The sequence below is a fragment of the Mycoplasmopsis agassizii genome (genome assembly GCF_002276225.1).
GTDB classification, from domain to species: Bacteria; Bacillota_I; Bacilli_A; order Mycoplasmatales; family Metamycoplasmataceae; genus Mycoplasmopsis_B; species Mycoplasmopsis_B agassizii_A.
In genome coordinates, this window is record NZ_NQNY01000001.1 from 49,395 (window position 1) to 66,620 (window position 17,226).

Annotated in this window: 17 protein-coding genes; 3 read left to right on the forward strand and 14 right to left on the reverse strand. The window is 27.2% G+C overall.

What is annotated here, in order from left to right; genetic code table 4:
- Nucleotides 1–168: 168 nt before the first annotated feature.
- The 4 genes from CJJ23_RS00230 to CJJ23_RS00245 all read right to left on the reverse strand — a co-directional run bounded on the left by CJJ23_RS00230 (nt 169) and on the right by CJJ23_RS00245 (nt 3,713).
- Complete coding sequence (locus tag CJJ23_RS00230) at nt 169–1,035, reverse strand: hypothetical protein (protein ID WP_095334415.1); 867 nt, start codon at nt 1,033–1,035, stop codon at nt 169–171.
- A gap of 100 nt (nt 1,036–1,135) precedes the next feature.
- Entirely contained in the window at nt 1,136–1,927 is a 792-nt protein-coding gene (locus CJJ23_RS00235; RefSeq protein WP_095334416.1) for a hypothetical protein, read from the reverse strand.
- 696 nt (nt 1,928–2,623) lie between these two features.
- The gene (locus tag CJJ23_RS00240; RefSeq protein ID WP_095334417.1) at nt 2,624–2,992 is read right to left on the reverse strand and encodes a hypothetical protein; all 369 of its coding nucleotides are present in this window, start codon (nt 2,990–2,992) and stop codon (nt 2,624–2,626) included.
- Nucleotides 2,993–3,431: 439 nt separating this feature from the next.
- Nucleotides 3,432–3,713 carry a hypothetical protein gene (locus tag CJJ23_RS00245; RefSeq protein WP_095334418.1) on the reverse strand — a complete coding sequence of 94 codons (282 nt, stop codon included), beginning with the start codon at nt 3,711–3,713 and terminating at the stop codon, nt 3,432–3,434.
- 150 nt (nt 3,714–3,863) lie between these two features.
- Between CJJ23_RS00245 and CJJ23_RS05005 the strand changes: the two genes are divergently transcribed.
- Nucleotides 3,864–4,139, forward strand: a complete 276-nt coding sequence (locus CJJ23_RS05005; RefSeq protein WP_095334419.1) for a hypothetical protein — start codon at nt 3,864–3,866, stop codon at nt 4,137–4,139.
- Nucleotides 4,140–4,396: 257 nt separating this feature from the next.
- Here the strand turns inward: CJJ23_RS05005 and CJJ23_RS00255 are convergent, their stop codons facing one another.
- The 5 genes from CJJ23_RS00255 to CJJ23_RS00275 all read right to left on the reverse strand — a co-directional run bounded on the left by CJJ23_RS00255 (nt 4,397) and on the right by CJJ23_RS00275 (nt 9,449).
- On the reverse strand, nt 4,397–5,686 hold the full coding sequence (locus tag CJJ23_RS00255; protein ID WP_095334420.1) for a hypothetical protein: 1,290 nt from the start codon (nt 5,684–5,686) through the stop codon (nt 4,397–4,399).
- Nucleotides 5,673–6,926 (reverse strand): S8 family serine peptidase, encoded by a 1,254-nt coding sequence (locus tag CJJ23_RS00260; protein ID WP_095334421.1) that lies wholly within the window; start codon nt 6,924–6,926, stop codon nt 5,673–5,675. Before CJJ23_RS00260 ends, CJJ23_RS00255 begins: the two co-directional genes overlap by 14 nt.
- A gap of 3 nt (nt 6,927–6,929) precedes the next feature.
- On the reverse strand, nt 6,930–7,352 hold the full coding sequence (locus CJJ23_RS00265) for a hypothetical protein (protein WP_143823593.1): 423 nt from the start codon (nt 7,350–7,352) through the stop codon (nt 6,930–6,932).
- Entirely contained in the window at nt 7,333–7,788 is a 456-nt protein-coding gene (locus CJJ23_RS00270; RefSeq protein ID WP_143823594.1) for a hypothetical protein, read from the reverse strand. The genes CJJ23_RS00265 and CJJ23_RS00270 overlap by 20 nt, the downstream gene beginning before the upstream one ends.
- Before the next feature lie 386 nt (nt 7,789–8,174).
- The gene (locus tag CJJ23_RS00275) at nt 8,175–9,449 is read right to left on the reverse strand and encodes a Y-family DNA polymerase (RefSeq protein WP_095334424.1); all 1,275 of its coding nucleotides are present in this window, start codon (nt 9,447–9,449) and stop codon (nt 8,175–8,177) included.
- A 168-nt stretch (nt 9,450–9,617) separates the two neighbouring features.
- On the opposite strand from CJJ23_RS00275, the gene CJJ23_RS00280 reads away from it, so the two are divergent.
- On the forward strand, nt 9,618–10,049 hold the full coding sequence (locus CJJ23_RS00280) for a ferritin-like domain-containing protein (protein ID WP_095334425.1): 432 nt from the start codon (nt 9,618–9,620) through the stop codon (nt 10,047–10,049).
- A gap of 383 nt (nt 10,050–10,432) precedes the next feature.
- Here the strand turns inward: CJJ23_RS00280 and CJJ23_RS00285 are convergent, their stop codons facing one another.
- The 5 genes from CJJ23_RS00285 to CJJ23_RS00305 are packed head-to-tail and all read right to left on the reverse strand — an operon-like array spanning nt 10,433 to nt 15,331.
- Nucleotides 10,433–10,660 carry a hypothetical protein gene (locus CJJ23_RS00285; RefSeq protein ID WP_084232181.1) on the reverse strand — a complete coding sequence of 76 codons (228 nt, stop codon included), beginning with the start codon at nt 10,658–10,660 and terminating at the stop codon, nt 10,433–10,435.
- 1 nt (nt 10,661) lies between these two features.
- A complete protein-coding gene (locus CJJ23_RS00290; protein ID WP_095334426.1) occupies nt 10,662–11,489 on the reverse strand; it encodes a class II fructose-bisphosphate aldolase in 828 nt (275 codons plus the stop codon).
- A gap of 1 nt (nt 11,490) precedes the next feature.
- Nucleotides 11,491–13,797: a glucose PTS transporter subunit IIA gene (locus CJJ23_RS00295; protein WP_095334427.1), complete on the reverse strand. Its 2,307-nt coding sequence runs from the start codon at nt 13,795–13,797 to the stop codon at nt 11,491–11,493.
- Nucleotides 13,798–13,800: 3 nt separating this feature from the next.
- On the reverse strand, nt 13,801–14,592 hold the full coding sequence (locus CJJ23_RS00300; protein ID WP_318024398.1) for a glucosamine-6-phosphate deaminase: 792 nt from the start codon (nt 14,590–14,592) through the stop codon (nt 13,801–13,803).
- 1 nt (nt 14,593) lies between these two features.
- Entirely contained in the window at nt 14,594–15,331 is a 738-nt protein-coding gene (locus tag CJJ23_RS00305; protein ID WP_095334429.1) for a DeoR/GlpR family DNA-binding transcription regulator, read from the reverse strand.
- A gap of 367 nt (nt 15,332–15,698) precedes the next feature.
- Between CJJ23_RS00305 and CJJ23_RS00310 the strand changes: the two genes are divergently transcribed.
- Nucleotides 15,699–17,153: a DUF2179 domain-containing protein gene (locus tag CJJ23_RS00310; RefSeq protein WP_095334430.1), complete on the forward strand. Its 1,455-nt coding sequence runs from the start codon at nt 15,699–15,701 to the stop codon at nt 17,151–17,153.
- Nucleotides 17,154–17,226 lie beyond the last annotated feature (73 nt).

The following is a 17,226-nucleotide window of genomic DNA, read 5'->3' on the forward strand; positions in this document are numbered from 1 at the left end:
CTTATGTCTTTAGCAACTTCTATCACCACAATGGGGCGTACTGAGTGATAGCTTTAACACTAATGTGGTGGTTCAAAATTTGCATATAGTTAAGGATAAGTTTTTATATAAACTATGGGTTATAATTATACAGATTTTTTTAAAAATTTACTTTATTCATAAATTCAATTACAAGTTTGGAATTTGTAATTGTTCTTCTTTATTCAAAATTGAAGGGCATGAATGTTGAATTTCTCTAAATACATAACCTAAATAATCCTGAATTTTTTGCTTCTTATATGACTTTCTAAAAAAGACAAATTGATGTCAAATATAGTTCACTATATAAGATAACTCTGCATAAATTTTTTCTTTTTTAATTTCGTGATCATCATCTTGTATACAAATATCTTTAATAGTTCTATGAACTTTTTTCATTTTTCATTCTGCAAAAACTGCAGGAAACCATCAAAAAATTCAAAACGAATAATATAATGAATAAGCTATATAAGTAAACTTACCAGATGTAAAAAGATTTTCATAATGATAATCAAAATTTGCTAATTTTATAATTGAAGAAAAATCAATCTTTGCTTCAATTAATTTCTTATTTTTAGATCTTAAAAATAAGAAACTTGTAATTCATGATAATGAAATAAAAAAGAGTGTGACTGCAATTGCCATTGGAAAAAATAATCAAAGTGTTTGCCATAACATATTTTTTAGTTGAAAATCCATGTTTCTATTTTCTAAATTTAAAAACGATCCATGCTGACTAGTATCGATATAAATTATTCAAGCAAGTATTAAATAAAATGCAATTGCACTTGATTTTAATATGACATGTATCACATGTCTTTTGTAAACTGGTTTTAAATTGTAATTAATAAAAATACTTTCTAATTTTGTATATTTAATAATTTGTTTTTGATTTCTTAAATAAAAAACAAACCAAAATCATAAGTAAAGCAAAATATTTAAACCTACTAAAACTGAAAAAGAAATGATGTAAAAATCATTTCTTAATTCAGTTTCTAACATTTGTAGTGAATTCATCAACAATCCTAAATAAAAATTTTAGCTTACTACATTACTATTTGACAACAGTGAATTTTTTAATGAATAAATGTTTGTATATTATCCTTTAAAAATTAAATTAATTTCAGTGTGCAAGGTACATATCATAAATACCTCATTTTGAAATAGTATCAATGTATTTATCTAAAAAAGGTATGAACTTTTGATTCCTATCCATCACATCCCTCACTGCAAAATTAGCAGTTAATACTGAAAGGAGAGTTGTAGATTTAAAGCCTTCCAGCGTTTTTCTTATACCCTTAAGTGTATTGCGATACATGACAAAATATCGACGCATTTCACCAGTATTTCAGCGATTTTCTTCAATTTTACGAATTAATCACTTAAGAGTATCATGATCCCTGTTTAACCAAGGTACTGTAGCAAAAAAACTGGTCGATGATATCGATGTTGCTGTTAATGCACCTGCTAGGAAAAAATTTGCAACAGTTGACACCACTGCTGTTGCCGCTACCTGCCCTGCTTTGTTTGATAGAAAAGCCATATAGTCTCTTATAGCAAGATTTGCATCATTGAAACGTCTTCAGTCAAATTCATGGCCGCCACTGTTTGTGTTGTAATAGTCAAAAGGTTTATCAAATGATTCTTCATAAATTGAAGTTTGCATTAAACCTCTTTTAGATCTTTTTATAGGTATGTCATTATTGTTTGCTACAATAATTTTTTTTGATTTCAATAAATCAATAATCTGTTGAATATCTCACCCTTCTTTTTCAATAATCTTATCAACTTCGAATAACAAATCCAGCGTAAATTGTTCTTGTTCTTTTGTAAAAGAAAAATTGGGTTTGAATTCTTTTAAAAAATTATTTATTAATATTTTTTTAGAAATTATATTACTATCGGACAATGTTCGAACTGAAGCAACCTCCTCTTTTTTTGTATTTTTTTATCAGCTTCATTTGGTTGATAGTTTGATGCTGATATACTTAGTATTGCTGGAACTGTCATAAAAGAAGAAACGGCTACGACAGAAACAGAAAAAAGTATTTTGTTTTTTAATTTCATATTTCTACATAAATTTTGATATTGTTAATTGTTTTTGTAATAGTGAAAATTTATATTTAATCTATTCGAAAATTACGCAAACTGACAGCATTTTGAAATTAGTCTTTAACCAAAATTAATTTCTTCCAATATGAACTTTTTCCAAATTTCAAAAATTCAAATAATTTGTAAGATTTCTTTAAATATAGATTATGAATTCATTAATATAAACTAAAATACATAAAATGAATATTTCAAAAAGTGATAAATATCTAACTATAAAATTATTTAAAAATAGATTTAATAACTTTAAAAATAAAATATTTTGTTGCATAATTATAAGTAAACTATATTCTGCAACTTAATTATACTACTTTATTATTTTTTCCATTATTTATTTAAAAAAGAAATGATGTAAAAATCATTTCTTAATTCAGTTTCTAACATTTGTAAGGTTTTAATATTTTTTTAGATTTCCTACTTTAAGACTGAAACATTTATAAAAATTAAGTATAGTGAGATTAATTAAAAATGTGTGATGTATAAATTTATTTAGTAATTAAATTGAATAAAAAGAATTTGTCTCGATTTCAATAATTACTTTTAATTTTTTCTTTAGTAATATTAAATTTTTAGGTAGTTTAAAAAATAAAGTATGTTGTCTCCAACCATCAGCTATGTGCATTAGTTGTCCTTCATCTTTACTTTTATTTTCAAAAACAACATGATCTTGTGGAGTTACTGCATCATTAATTGGATGAGAAGCCTTTTTAAAGATAGTGAAAACAAGTTCGTTATCTTTTAATTTTAAATCATAAGAATTTTCAATGAAATTATTAAAAAGGTCGTTATTAGATTCATAACCATATGCAGACAAAAGAACTAATTTGTTATCTTTAAAATATTCATCATCATATGTTTCTAACATATTTTGCATTTCTGATTTTGGAAACTCTTTTTTATATCTTCTTCTATAAAACCTTGCAAATTCTTTTACAAAAGTATTGAATTCTCTTTTAGAGTGTAAAACAATTGATGCAAAGTTTTCTCATAACCTATTTCTAATTCAATTATTGTAATCATTTTCAACAGGGTATCTTGAAATATCCTGAGTAATATATGAAGCAACTTCTAATGCACGTTTACTAATGGATGTTTGTCGCTTTTTATCAAAGCTTCTTTTGATAACAGTGTAATTTTCATTTCTTAAATTAAATTGTTCTTTATTAAGTGAATAAAAAACTGAATATAGTTCTGAATTATCATCTACTTTCTTATCACTTACATCATAGGTAATAATAATTTTATTATTTGAAGGATGAATGTCAACTAGATTTTTAATAATAACTTTAGTATCAAAAAAGTATTTACTTTTTTTGACCTACTGCTGAATATTTATTTCCAAAATCAATTACTATTAAATTTTTATCAAAGTATTCACTATTAAATTGTTTGGTGATTTGTTTCATGAAATCATCAAACATTTTAGTTAATTTATTTTTTGAAAGACCAAGATCTGTTTGTGTTTTTTCATCAGTATCAAATTTATTTAGTAAACTATTTTTTCAATTATTTAAAAATTTGATTAAGTGTTTTTTAGATCTTAAAACAAGTGGTTTTAAATTTTTAACCTCTTGATCAACTAGCATTTTAGTGACTTGTTTATTAAAAGTTAAGTAACACAAGTTTTTTGAATTTAAATATACATTTGATAATTTGCTATCTAAATTTATTTTAATTTCCTGAATTGGTTTATCTTTTTATAATCCGTTTTTCAGAGTCTTCTTTTTTAATAATAGATGCTTGAATTGGAACATGCTTTTCAATCTTTTCAGGTTTTTTTTGTTTTAGTTTCTTGAACAATTGATGAGCAGCTAATTGCTACAGTTATTGATGCGACTGTTGTTAAAGACACAGTTGAAACAAGTAATCTTTTTTTATTAAATGACATATTTTATTACCACCTTAATATTTTAAAAATCCACATTCATGCTTTTCTTAAATTAGAAAGTGAATGAAAAAAGTTTTTCAGCAACCCAGATTTTATTTGACAAATAAAGGTTGTTAAATATTAATGAATAAACTAGCAAAATAATGTTCTTAGAATTATGTTTTGAAGTTTAAAAAATTGTTTACAGTAATTTTTACATCTAGTAATATTTTAAAAGTTTGTTATCATTCCCCGTGAACAACAAAATCTTATACCTATTGCAAAAAAAGCGAATAAATAAAAATTAAATATATAAAATTTAATGTAAATAAAAAAATTTATTTACATTATCATACACGCATTAACTAAAAAATAGATGGTTTTTATCGGTGGAAAAAACGATTAATTTAGTCAAGGTTCTTTATATTTGTCAACGACAAGTTGGACTTTTAAATCATCTTCGTTGAAATATAAACTTTTTTCAACTTTAAAAAATAAAGTGTGCTCTTGCCCCTTAGATTGATAAATTCTATTTGGCTCATCTTTATTTTTATTTTCAAAAATAGCAATATCTTCATTTCTAATATAGTCATATGAAATGCCTTCATTTCGGTGAACTGTAAATATAAATTTATTATCTTGCTTTTTTATGTCAAAAGAATCTTCAATATAATCACTAAATAATTTGGTTTCTTCTCCTCAATCAAATGCTGTAAATAAAATTAAATAATTTTTTTTAAAATATTCACTGTTGTATGTACTCAGCATATTTTCTTTTGTTTCTGAGGGAAAAATAATTTTGCTTTTTTTATTATAAAACTTTACAAAACTATCTAACAAATCACTAAGTTCTTTTTCTGATCTTAAAATTTTTAAAGAATAATTACTAAAATTTGAATCTCTAGTCCATGCATCCAAATTATTTTTTTGATGTTGCGATAGATCTTGAGTAAAATATGATGAAATTGGTAAAGCTCTTTCAGAAATTGTTGATTTTTTGTCAAGATCAAAACCTTGTTTTTTAACTTCGTATTTAATATCTTTTAAGTTTAAATCTTTTTTTCTAACAGAATAAATAACAGGTGTTTTATAATAATCTTGACTATTATATTTATTTGATGATGTATCATAAACTATATATATTTTGTCTTCCAAATTGTAAATATCTAAAATATTACTTACACCGTTTTCGTGTTTAAGCAAAGCATTTTTATTTTTAGCTATCGGAGTTATCTTATTACCAAAATCAATAATTATCAGATTATTAGCAAAATAACCATCATTAAATTTTTTGTTAATCTGTATAATATTTGAGTCAACAGTTTTTATTAATTTTGATTTTGAAGAGTTAAAATATTTTTTCGATTTATCATCTGTATCAAAAAATTTGAAAACAGATGTTTTTCAATTGATCAATAATTTATTTAACTCGCTTGCAGTATTTATAATAAGAGGTTCTAAATTATCAAAAGATTCATCATAAATTAACTCAATTATCGATTTATCAAAAATAGAATAATTAATATATTTATTTGATAAGTGTATCTCTTCCATTTCAGTTTCAAAATTAATTTGACTGACATCAAATTGTGATTTTTCTACAACCATCGATGAACAACTAACTGTAATACCTATTGATAATATTGCGAAACCAGAAGTGAATAAAATAATCTTTTTTTTACTGAATAACATATGTCACAGCTCCTTTAGTATTTTGTTTGCTTTTGTTATCTTTAAATTGGCTAACATGAATTCTATATTGCCCATCTTCTTTAATTTCTCTTCTAATAAACTCAATATTACTTGTAAATGTGACTGATGAGACTATTTCAACTCAAGAATTACTTTCTGTGTCAAGTTTTTCAATTCTAAGATCTATATCGGTTGGAATATACCAGTCGCTACCATATTTTTTCTTTAAATACTCAATAGAGTTTCACTCATTTTTGTATTTGTTACTATTAAGTGAAGAATGATCATTTTGATACTCGTTATATTTAGCAAGCCCATCGCTATACTCTTTTTGCTTTTTATTTCAAATAGAAATGGCTTTGTAATATTTTTGTTTTTCCTCTTCTGCTTTAGTAAACATATATCCACCAGTTCATGATATTGAAATACCAGACATATTAACTCACCGTTCATCTAATGTTGGTTTTGGCTCTGGCGCTTGAGGAATAGACGGTGCATATTCAGAATTCTTTAAATATCCTGCATCAAATAATCAAGCAGTAGAAACAGAAAGTTTTTGACCTGCTCTTAAGTAAGGTAAATGAATATATTGATTTTTTGAATAATCTGAAACAGTTAAAGTTTGAACATTGTTTGCTGCTTCTTGCATTAATTCATAATTTACTAATCCTGCCCCAACCTTTTCATTAAGACCATTTGATTGCTTTTCACTATAACCATCAATTTCCTTGGAACCAACAGTTAATATTGCCAAAACTGCTTCAGGGCGACCTATTAGATGATTATTATTTCTAAATAATGTAGATATAAGCCCTGTAACAAGCGGAGCAGAAAAACTTGTACCTCTTTCTTTATAGTTCAATTTCTTCTTAATATCTGAAGAAGAAAAAAATTCGTATTCTTCTCCAGGAGCAACAACAAGAGGTTTAGTAATTATATTTGATGTAGGTGATCTATATTCTGAAAATTTGCTAAGTTCCTTACCCGAAAGAGTGGTTGATCCTACAACTACTACATTTTGTGCTAATTTTGCAGAATTTAATGAAGAAATGTTTGTGTCTCGTGTATTCCCTGCACTTCATACACTTACTATTCCATATTTTCTTGCTAAAAAATCCAAATAATAAGATGCTTCATTATAACCATATATATTTATCTGTCCATTAATAGTTTCCATATATTGTTTATTACCTCAACTATTATTTATTATATTTACACCCGATCTGACTAATCAATCCATTCTTTACATTCATCATGTAAATGTCGGAAGGTTTAGTGAAGTAATATCTCCATTGCTATTTTTAGGAAGACTCACTGAGTAAATATCATCTACAAATCTATCAACTCCGTTTTCTCCTGCAACAACAGCAGCCACCATGTCAGCATGACTGTCTTCTATTTCATAGGTTTCATTATAGTTGTAGTAGTGGACATTTTTATTTTTAAATGCCTGATTATTTCTGCTTATAGTATATGCATCAAATATTCCGACTTTTATTTTCCTTGTCCCGTGTTTAAATAAGTTCGGTTGCAATTCTCTCGCCACTGTTTCTTTTTTTCTCTGCTCATCAAATCCTACAGTTTCAAACTGTTTTTCAATTAAAGAGTTGTTATACGGAACAGTGTATGTTAAATTAATAAATTCTTTACCCCCCACTTTCTTCAAGTGCTTCATCAATATTTTCATTAGAATTAACAACAATAGTTTTTTCAGAACTAGCTAGTTTTAGCAAATTATGTTCTAAATTTTTTCTGTTTTTAAGAATGAATGTTATGTAAGGCGATGTGTGACTATATCTTGCAACCTGCAGGTCAAGCAATTCGCTCTTAAGTGAATTTACAAAATCACCGTTTTGTTGGTCGTATTGCGTAATGATGTTCGTAATTTCTTTCGTCTTGTCATATTCGGAAAAATCAACATTATCGACAATTCTCACTAAAACTTCAACTGGCTTATTTACTCTCTCAGTTTCAAATTTTTCATCATAACCATTTCTAAAAATTTTAAATAAGATATCAAAATCATTGTTTTGATTATTCGGTTCATTTTTTTGTGATTGAACTGGTGAGATCGTTTGAACAGGTGCTATAGAAGCGTTCATTAGATTCAAAAATTTAAATAAGGCTTTTGCCACGAAAATTCCATTTCAATCATATGTTTAGTTTGATTAGTTTAATTTAGTTAATCAAATAGATCTGTGCATTAAACAGTCAAAGTAAACAATGATTATTAGTTTTGTATAAATTTGTGCTAAACTTATATTTAGCACGCATAAATATTAAACCTTATCCAAAAAAAACTTGAAATTTTAATTCTAATGTGAGAATTCCCATTTATTAAACTTAATAAATACTTTTAATAAATTTAATAACCTGAAAAAATAATATTTTGTGTAATTTTTTTTAATAAATAATGGTACCTACAAATGTCTATAGAATATTTTTTGCAACAACTTTAAGAATATATTTAAAAATATTTCTATATAAACTACTTTATAGATTCATTTTTATAAGAGAAGTCATCTTTTAAAAAACGTTGTCGCTTTTTATTTAATGTTTGATTTTCCATATATTCTTGTCCTGAAAAAACAGCTTTATTTTTAAAATTTTTATTAACAGATTGGACAATTTTTCTAACCTTATTTTCGACCCTAGTTTCTTCGTTATATTCTTCAAATAAAACGTTATTTTCACGTTGTTCAAACTTATTTACTAATTTTGAAAAGCTAACTCCTATACCTCTTTGTGTTTCTTCTTTTCATAATTTTTCAAATAGTTTTATTGCTTCTTTTAGTGCTAATTCTTTAGTAGTAATTGCATCTTTAAAAATATGTTGTTTTGAAGTTCATTTTTTTTCTTGCGAACGAAGAGAAACAGAAATTGAATAAGGGTAAAGTGCTCTAGCTTTTAAACGTTTTCAAGATCTATCGACCATCTTTGATAACTCCTGAACTAAATCTTCATAGCTGCTTAAGTCATAATCAAAAGTTTCGCTATTACCAATACCTTTTAAAAGATTTGCATCTTCATCAACAAAATTACTACTTAGTCCTTGACAGTTTTTAATTAAACCTTGAAAACGACCTTTAAAAATTGCTTCTAAAATATTATAATGAATTTTGAATGTACAAAAATCACCAATAGTTTTAACACCTAATTTTTTAAGTTTTTCACTGCTTGATTTTCCTATTCCAAAAAAATCATCGATTGGTAAAGGGTATAAAATATCTTTCATTTTACTTGGTTTAGTTACACTAATACCAAGTGGCTTATTTAATGGAGAAGACATTTTTGCATTTCACAAATTATGTGAAATACCAATTGAAACTGGAATATCAAATTCACTAAGAATTTGATTTTGAATTTGTAATGCAAGTTTTTTAGGAGTCATATCTTTTGAGATTAAACTAGTTACATTCATATAACATTCATCAATTGAATATATCTGAATTGGCACTGAGTATGTGAATGCTAAATACTCAAATATACCTGTGGAAAGTTTATTAAATAAAGCAAAATCTGGTGGCACTATAATGACATCAGGACACACATGTTTTGCTTGATAAACAGGCTTAGCAATTTTTACTCCACATGCCTTTGCTTCATAACTAGCAGCAGCAACAATTGCTCTTAAATTATTTGTTGCAACAGCAATTTTTTTACCTTTTAATTCAGGCCTTACAGTTGCAATTGCTGAAGCAAAAAAACTATCCATATCGATATGAAATATATATTGACTTAGATCCATCTTTTTGCTATTCATCTTTTAAAATTTTAGCAAATAAAAGATTGTTAAAATTTTAATTTGTAATTTTTATATTTTATGCAAGTATGAAATATAAAAATTTTGAGACAAAATAAAATGAATTATTTAGCTAAATTAATGAACACAAAAACCATTAATTAAATACCTGTGTGCTATAATCAAAACATGAGAAAAAATACAAATGAATTAATCAAACTTTATTACACATTAACTGTTTGATACCAAAAAATTAAAAACTTTCACTGACAAGTTAAAGATAGATTCTTTTTTGAAATACATGAAGAACTAGATAAAACAGCCGAACAAGTTTTAGAATTTGTTGATGAATTTGCAGAAAAAATTGTAATGCAAAACGCAGTTTTAAATGCAACTTTAAGCGAAGCAGTTAATCACTCATTAATTAAAGAAATGCCTACATCTAATAAGCAAATTAATTATGATCAAGAAACAATTATTGATCATATTGTTGCTGATTCAAAAATAATTTTAGAATATGCAATAAGTTATGAATGAGGTCCAACTGAACAACCTTTATTGGATGAATTATTAATGTTTTTAGATAAAGCAATTTGAATGTATTCAAAAAGCAAAAACTAAAATGTAATCAAATATATTTGATTATTAATAAATTATTAACTGTAAAATCTCCTAAAATTTTGGTAGATTTTATTTTTATTTTTTTAAAAAAGATGATTAATTTTTAAACTATTTAATTAAGTTATGAATTAATTAAATAAATCTAAATATAAAATAATTATGACTTTATGATTTATAAAATATTTTTTCCTTTTAGTTTTCTTCTTTTTAAATTTATAAAATCCTATTTTTTAATTTTGGTCAATATATTTTAAAAAATATATAATTCCTATTTTTAAATTTAAGTCATAAAAAATTAATTAAAAAATCCTACATGAAGTAATGTAGGATTTCAAATTTTTAGTTAAAAATTAGTTATTTAAAATTTTACTTTTTTAAAGATTTTAGGTAATGAAATTATTGCCGAAAACAGTCGCAAAACCCGCTATTACAAACACGATTGCGAATATTAAACATGCTCAAAAAGAATAAACTAAGAATGTTTTTTTTCATGACTTTTCGTTCTCACTATAACGTTGTTTTAGTGTCTTATTTATAAAGAATAAACTAACTGCTAAAATTGCTGCTAGAACAAAAAAGATCACCGACATAATTACTTTTGCATTTTCCATATTACTTAAATCACATTAAATATTTTGTAACTTCTTCTTTCACTAAATCAATTGCATATTGATTAATTTTTCTAATATCATATTCATTTGGATAATTCCTGAAATACTCTTTAATAGCCTTATTATAAACTATTAATAAATCAGTTCCAACATTTACTTTGCTAATACCACTAGCAATACTTTTTTTAATTAATTGTTCACTTAAACCACTAGATCCATGAAGCACTAAAAACGTATCTAATTTTTGATTTAAATTTTTAATTAAATCAAAATTAATTTTCACTTCATTTTTATAAACACCGTGTGCAGTTCCAAAAGCAGCTGCTAAAGCATCTGGTTTTGTGAGTTCGTAAAACTTAATTATTTGCTCTTCATTTGCTAAATCTTCCTGCGATATTTTTGAATCTTCTTTACCACCTATGACACCTATTTCTAGTTCTAAAAAGATGTTTTTAGAAGTGGTTAAATTTCTTGCAATTAATGAGTTATTGACATTCTCATCAAAGGCTAATTTTGATCCATCATACATTCCAGAAGTAAAACCTTGAATGACATTTTTTTGAAAATGTTCAATGTCATAAACGTGATCATAATGAATAGCGATTTTGATTTTAGATTTTTTTGCGACTTCAATTAATCCTGGTAAAAAGTAATCTAAACCAATTCATGATAAAGCACTATCAGTGATTTGTAACATCACATCTTGATTTAAATTTTCTGCAGCTTCAATAACTGCTTTTGCTAGTTCAATATTTAAAACATTAAATGAACCTACGCCATAATTATTGTCCTTTGCATCTTTTAAAATAACATAGGGATTCACTAACATCTTATCTTACCTTTAAAATGGTTTCACCCATTTTTGCGTTTTGAACATTTGTTTGTTCAAGATCTTTATGTTGTGATTCTTCTAAAACAACCACAATAATATCATCAGGTAAATTATTTTCTCTAATTAGATCTAAATCAATTTCAACTAGTAATTGTCCTAGTTTAATTTCTTGATCTTGAACTAGTTTTGTTACAAAACCTTTACCTTGTAATTTGACTGTATCTAATCCGATATGAACTAGAACTTTTACTCCATTTTCATTAGTAATTCCATAGGCATGTTTAGCATCAAAAAGAGCAGTTAATTTCCCTGAAATAGGCGCAGCAATTTTTAATTTACCTTTATGATCTTTGGTTGAAATTACAAAACCATCACCTAGCATTTTTTCTGAGAAAACACCATCTGCTAATGATTTTAATGTTTTAATTTCTCCTGAAATTGGAGCTTTGATAATTACTGGATTAGTTAATTTATCTGCTTTAGCAGTTGCTAAAGTTTCAACTTGTTGTGGTTTATCTTTTGAAACAAAACCTGCGTTATTAGTTTCAATTCTAGTTCTGAAATAATCAGCAACGTGTTCCACATCTGTTCCAATAATTGCTTGGAAACCTTCGTTCCCTAATTTAACAATTCCTTTAACACCTAGTTGTTTAATTTTAGTTTCATCAATTTTAGTATTATCTTTAACTGTTAAACGTAATCTAGTTGCACAGTTTTCAGCAACTATAACATTATCAACACCAACGATATCTAAGATATTAGCTGCAAGAGCATCGTATTTATCTTTGTAAGGCTGGTTTGAAGGTTTTTCTTTTTTCTTATCTTTAGTAGGTTCATCTTTATCAAACACATCTGCACTGTATTCAATTTCTGCTAAACCTAGTTGTTTTTCTCTACCTGGAATTGGTACTTTTGTTTTCTTAATAATTCATCAGAAAACAAAGAACTGCACAACACCCATGATTGGTGAAATTAATAAAATTCATAATGGGTTAGCTGCTACATGATTAGCAGTGTTATGAACTGAAGTAGAAATACCTCAAGACACTGGGAAAGAAACTATGTAGTCAATTAGTCCTGCTGAAAAACCAATTCCAATTGACATACTTGTTGAAGCAACAATTGCTGAAAAAATTCCTGTTAAAAGAGCATTAATTCCATAAAGAAGTGGACTTACAAAGATGAAACTGAAAATTAGTGGTTCATCAATTCCTGTTAAGAATGACACCAGAGCAGTTCCTCCAAAGAAGAAGAACATGCGTTTTCTTTTATCTTTGTCACTAGTTAAGACCATTGCTAGTGCAGCACCTAGTAATCCACCTAAGAATAACGGGAAGAATCCTGTTGTAAATAGTCCTGAATTAACAATTCCTCTATTAAAGGCAGTAATATCACCGTTGACATAAATTAATTCACCAGTAGCAAAGTTTAAACCACTAATTGGCAATTGGAATCAAACAAAGGTGTTAATAATATGGTGGAGTCCAAAAGGTTGTAAGAGCCTATTTAAAATAGCATAAGCCCCTGAAGCCGCACCTCTGGCTGCGCCTTGTGCACTTGATAAGGCGTTACCAATTTTAATTAATGCGTATTGAATTCATGGTCAAGTGATAGAAATTGCTAGTGCTAAAGGAATAATTGAAACTATTCCTAGCATTGGAATAAATCTTCTACCACCAAAAAATGATAGGGCTTGATGAAGTTTTACGTGTCTAAATCTATTGTATAGTTTAGCCACAATTGCTCCTGAGATAATTCCCCCAAAAACACCTGCATCAAGTTGATAAACTGCTACTCCTTTTTTACCAAAAAATAGTAGTTGCGATAGATTTGCGGTTGTTGCAGGATTATTATTCTCTGCGAGCTTTGTTACCATTTCTGTCTGCAAGACATTTCTATAAATTTGAAACGGCAACATATTTTCTTTTAATAAAGCATTCATCCCTAATCAAAGCAAGGCTCCAACTAATGCTGCTTCACCACGGTTATCATTCGCCAGACCAAAGGCGATCCCGATGGCGAAGATTAAGGGTAAATTACCAAAAACTATATCTCCAGGTGTTTTTATTAGAATACCGATAAATTTTTGTGCTTCACTAATATCAATCGAACCATTTGACATCGGATCTTCTATTAATGCTCCAATTCTTAATAAAAGAGCTGCAATTGGTAAAACGGCGATTGGATACATCAATGATTTACCAACACGTTGTAGAACTGCTAGTGTTTTATTCCATCAACTTTTAACACTAAAGTTCTTTTTGGGTGACTTATTAACTTTTTTATTAGTTAATGCTTGCACCATAAATTACCTTCTTTCTGCTAATTTTAAGGTTTTTTCACTTAATAAACTAGCTGCTTCATTATCCAGTATGAATACACAGTCTTTATGTAGTTGTAAATAAGAAGCAGTTACTTTTGAGTTAGGTTTATCTTCTAACATTGCTCTTGTTACTTCTGCTTTACTTAAACCAAAAGAAACCATCATGGCTTTTTTAGTGTAATTTAATAAAGTCTGAATCCCTACCGTGATTGCCTGAGTAGGTGAATCAAAAAATGTAGCAAATTTACCCTTGTTTACCATGTCAATAATGGTATCTTGTGTTAAATTTGCTACATGTGTGTTTGAATTAAAATCAGTGCCAGGCTCATTATAAGCCATGTGCCCATTTACACCTAGAGAAATATATTGTAAATCAACACCACCGATGGTACGGATTTTATTCTCATAATCTCTAGCTTCTTGCTCTGGATTAGGTGCAAGAGAACTAGGAATGTTGATGTTTTTAGGATTGATATTAAGGTGTTTGAATAAATTATTGCTCATTTGAGCAATAAAAGCTTCACGATGATTAGGATCAATACCTACAAATTCATCTAAATTAAATGTTGTGATTTGACTTCAATCACGATTGTTTTTTTGATAATCATCAACTAAAAGTTTGTAAGTATCAAGTGGTGAAACACCTGTTGCAAAACCTAAGACAGAGTCTTTTTTTAGTTTTATTTGATTAACAAATTTATCTGCAACATATTGATGCAGATCAGAAAGTTTTTCAAAGATAATTACTTTGATGATTAAATCCTTTCTGGGATTTAATTTAAAGGATGGTTAGATTATCAATTCTTTTTAAGTTTAAATGGTTTTTGTTATTGGTGATAAAGTAATCAGATTGTGCTAATGTATGGAAAATAAAGTGTCCTTGTTTCTGCATTTTGCTATCATCAGCCACAATTACCATTTTATCAGCAACTAAAGCAACAGTTTTTTCAATCATTGCTTCTTCCATGTGATTATTATATAGATCACCATTACGTGCGATTCCAACTACACCATAAACGGCGTAATCAAAACGCATCAGTTGAATTGTTTTGATAGTTGTTTCCCCAACAAAAACGTTGTTTCTACTGTAATCAAAACCACCAATTAAAACTGCTTGTTCAATCTTCTTGTTGCTATCTGCAGCCTTGAAAACTGAGTAATCATTTGTATAAACTCTAACTCTTTTTGTAAGTTGTCCTACGACTACTAGGTTGGTTGTACCTGGTGAAAAGTAAATAACGTCCCCGTCTTTAATCAGTTCATCAAGTTTGTTACCGATTTTTCTTTTCTTATCAGAGTTGATGATTTCTTGCTCAGCACTTTCAGTAAGATTGTACACTTGATATCCTAATGAAACTTTTTGAAGTTCATTAAGTCTAATCATGTTATTTAAATCCCTTCTTATTGTCATGGCAGAATATTCTCCAAATTCCTTGTAGATTTCTTCAAAAGTTAGACGTCTTTTTTCTCTAAATAATGCCCGAATGGCATCGATACGGTCAATTTTTGCTACCACAGTTATATTATAAAATAATTTTTATTATTTTATAAACCCCCTCTTTCATATTTTAATAAATTTAACCGAAAAAATCAGTAAATAAATTTTTTTAACAGTTATCAAATGAGAAGAAAAATTTATTCTCATTAAAACACCGAATAAAAAAATTAAAAAATTTTTCGGATTTCTTTTTTTGGTTGTGAAATTTTTCACAATTAATGTAAAGAAATAATAACATTAATTAATTTTGATTTTCAAAAATAATTTTTTTCTGCAAATTTTTTGAAAATATTTGATTTTGTGGATACTCTTTAAACATCCTATTAAATTTTATCTTTTTTATTGTAAAATAAAAAGTAATATTTAATTTTAGGAGGACCAAAATTTGGCAGATCAAAAAGCGCCTGGGAGCGAAAAAAACAAGAACAATATAATTAAAGAAGTCATTAATAAGGCTTTAGAAATTGAACCAAAAACAGAAGACTTAGTTATAACTGATGATGAAACTCATCGTGCTTTAGGACCTGATGAAGTTGAAGTTAATAACGCAACTTATGAATCACAATTGATTAATCTCAATAAAAAAACTAAGACTCATACTATCAATAAGTTAAATAATGTGACTGTCAAAGGAAACTTTGTCAGAACTAGACTTAGTGGATCAATTTTAAAGTTTGGTTATCTTTATTCAGCTCATAACAAAACTGCTCAGATTTCCATAACAATTGTCTTAGCAATTATTTTCGGTATCTTAGGTGTAATCCTTTTACAAAATACTGGTTTATATGATTATGGTTTAGCTTCGATTCCGATGGCTCTTGGTCGCCTTAGTTATTTTCTAATTCTGAAAGAAACAGCTAATCAGCAGCAAGCTTATGTAGTCTTTAATATTCTCTTTTGACTTCTATATTTTGTCGCTAATATCCCTTTAATTATCTTTGGATACTTTAAAGTAGGTAAACGTTTTACAGAATTATCTACCTACTTTTTGTTAGTCTCTACACTAACATCAATTGGTTTTGGTTTCATCCCTCAAATTGAAAATTTCTTCTTATTTTCAAACCTTTCAGTTAATGCTCATCAAGCTTTGGCTCAATATAATATTCCTGTAGTTTTATGAAACTATGGTGCTGATTCAGCAAGTATTATTGGTGTCTTTGTTTATTCAATTGCTTATTCAGTTGTCTTATCTTGAGTATATGCTTCTTTATTAATCATTAATTCTTCAACTGGTGGTTTCGACTTTTTTGGAATGTGATATGCCCTGAAAAAGTATAAAGATGTAGGTAAGATCCTAGGTTATATTAACTTAATGTGTTTCTTAATAGCAATTATTATCGGTTCTTATGTGCCTGCTTCAATTGCTTTAGAAGACTATTTAAATAGTGTTAGTTCAACTAGTCCAGAGTTTATCGACCCTAAAGTTTCACCATGAAGTGTAAGTTTATTATTAAACCCTAACTTTGTTTTCTCAGTCATTGCTAACTTGATATTTACATTTTTATTAGGTGTTTATTTTCCTAAATATAAGATTTCAAAAGTTGAAATCTATTCAGCTAAAGTTAATGAAATTGTTAGCAAAATTAAAGAAAGTGAAAAGCCTTTTACAGTAAGCATTATTAACCTTACAGGAGGTTATTCAGGTAAATCACAAACAATGCTTGTAACAACCTGTATGTTCATTGATTCACCTTATTTATTAAAACTAATTCGTTCTGTCGATAAAGACTGTTTAGTGACTGTAAACTTTATTAATAATGTCGATGGTTATGTTTACCTAGCAGATAATAGTGAAAAGAAAAAAGACAAAAAAAGACTGATTTGAAAGTCTAAAAAGTAAATTTACAAGTATATTGAATACTTGTTTTTTTATGCTTTATTTAAGAATAGTATAAAAAAATAGCAGAATTAAT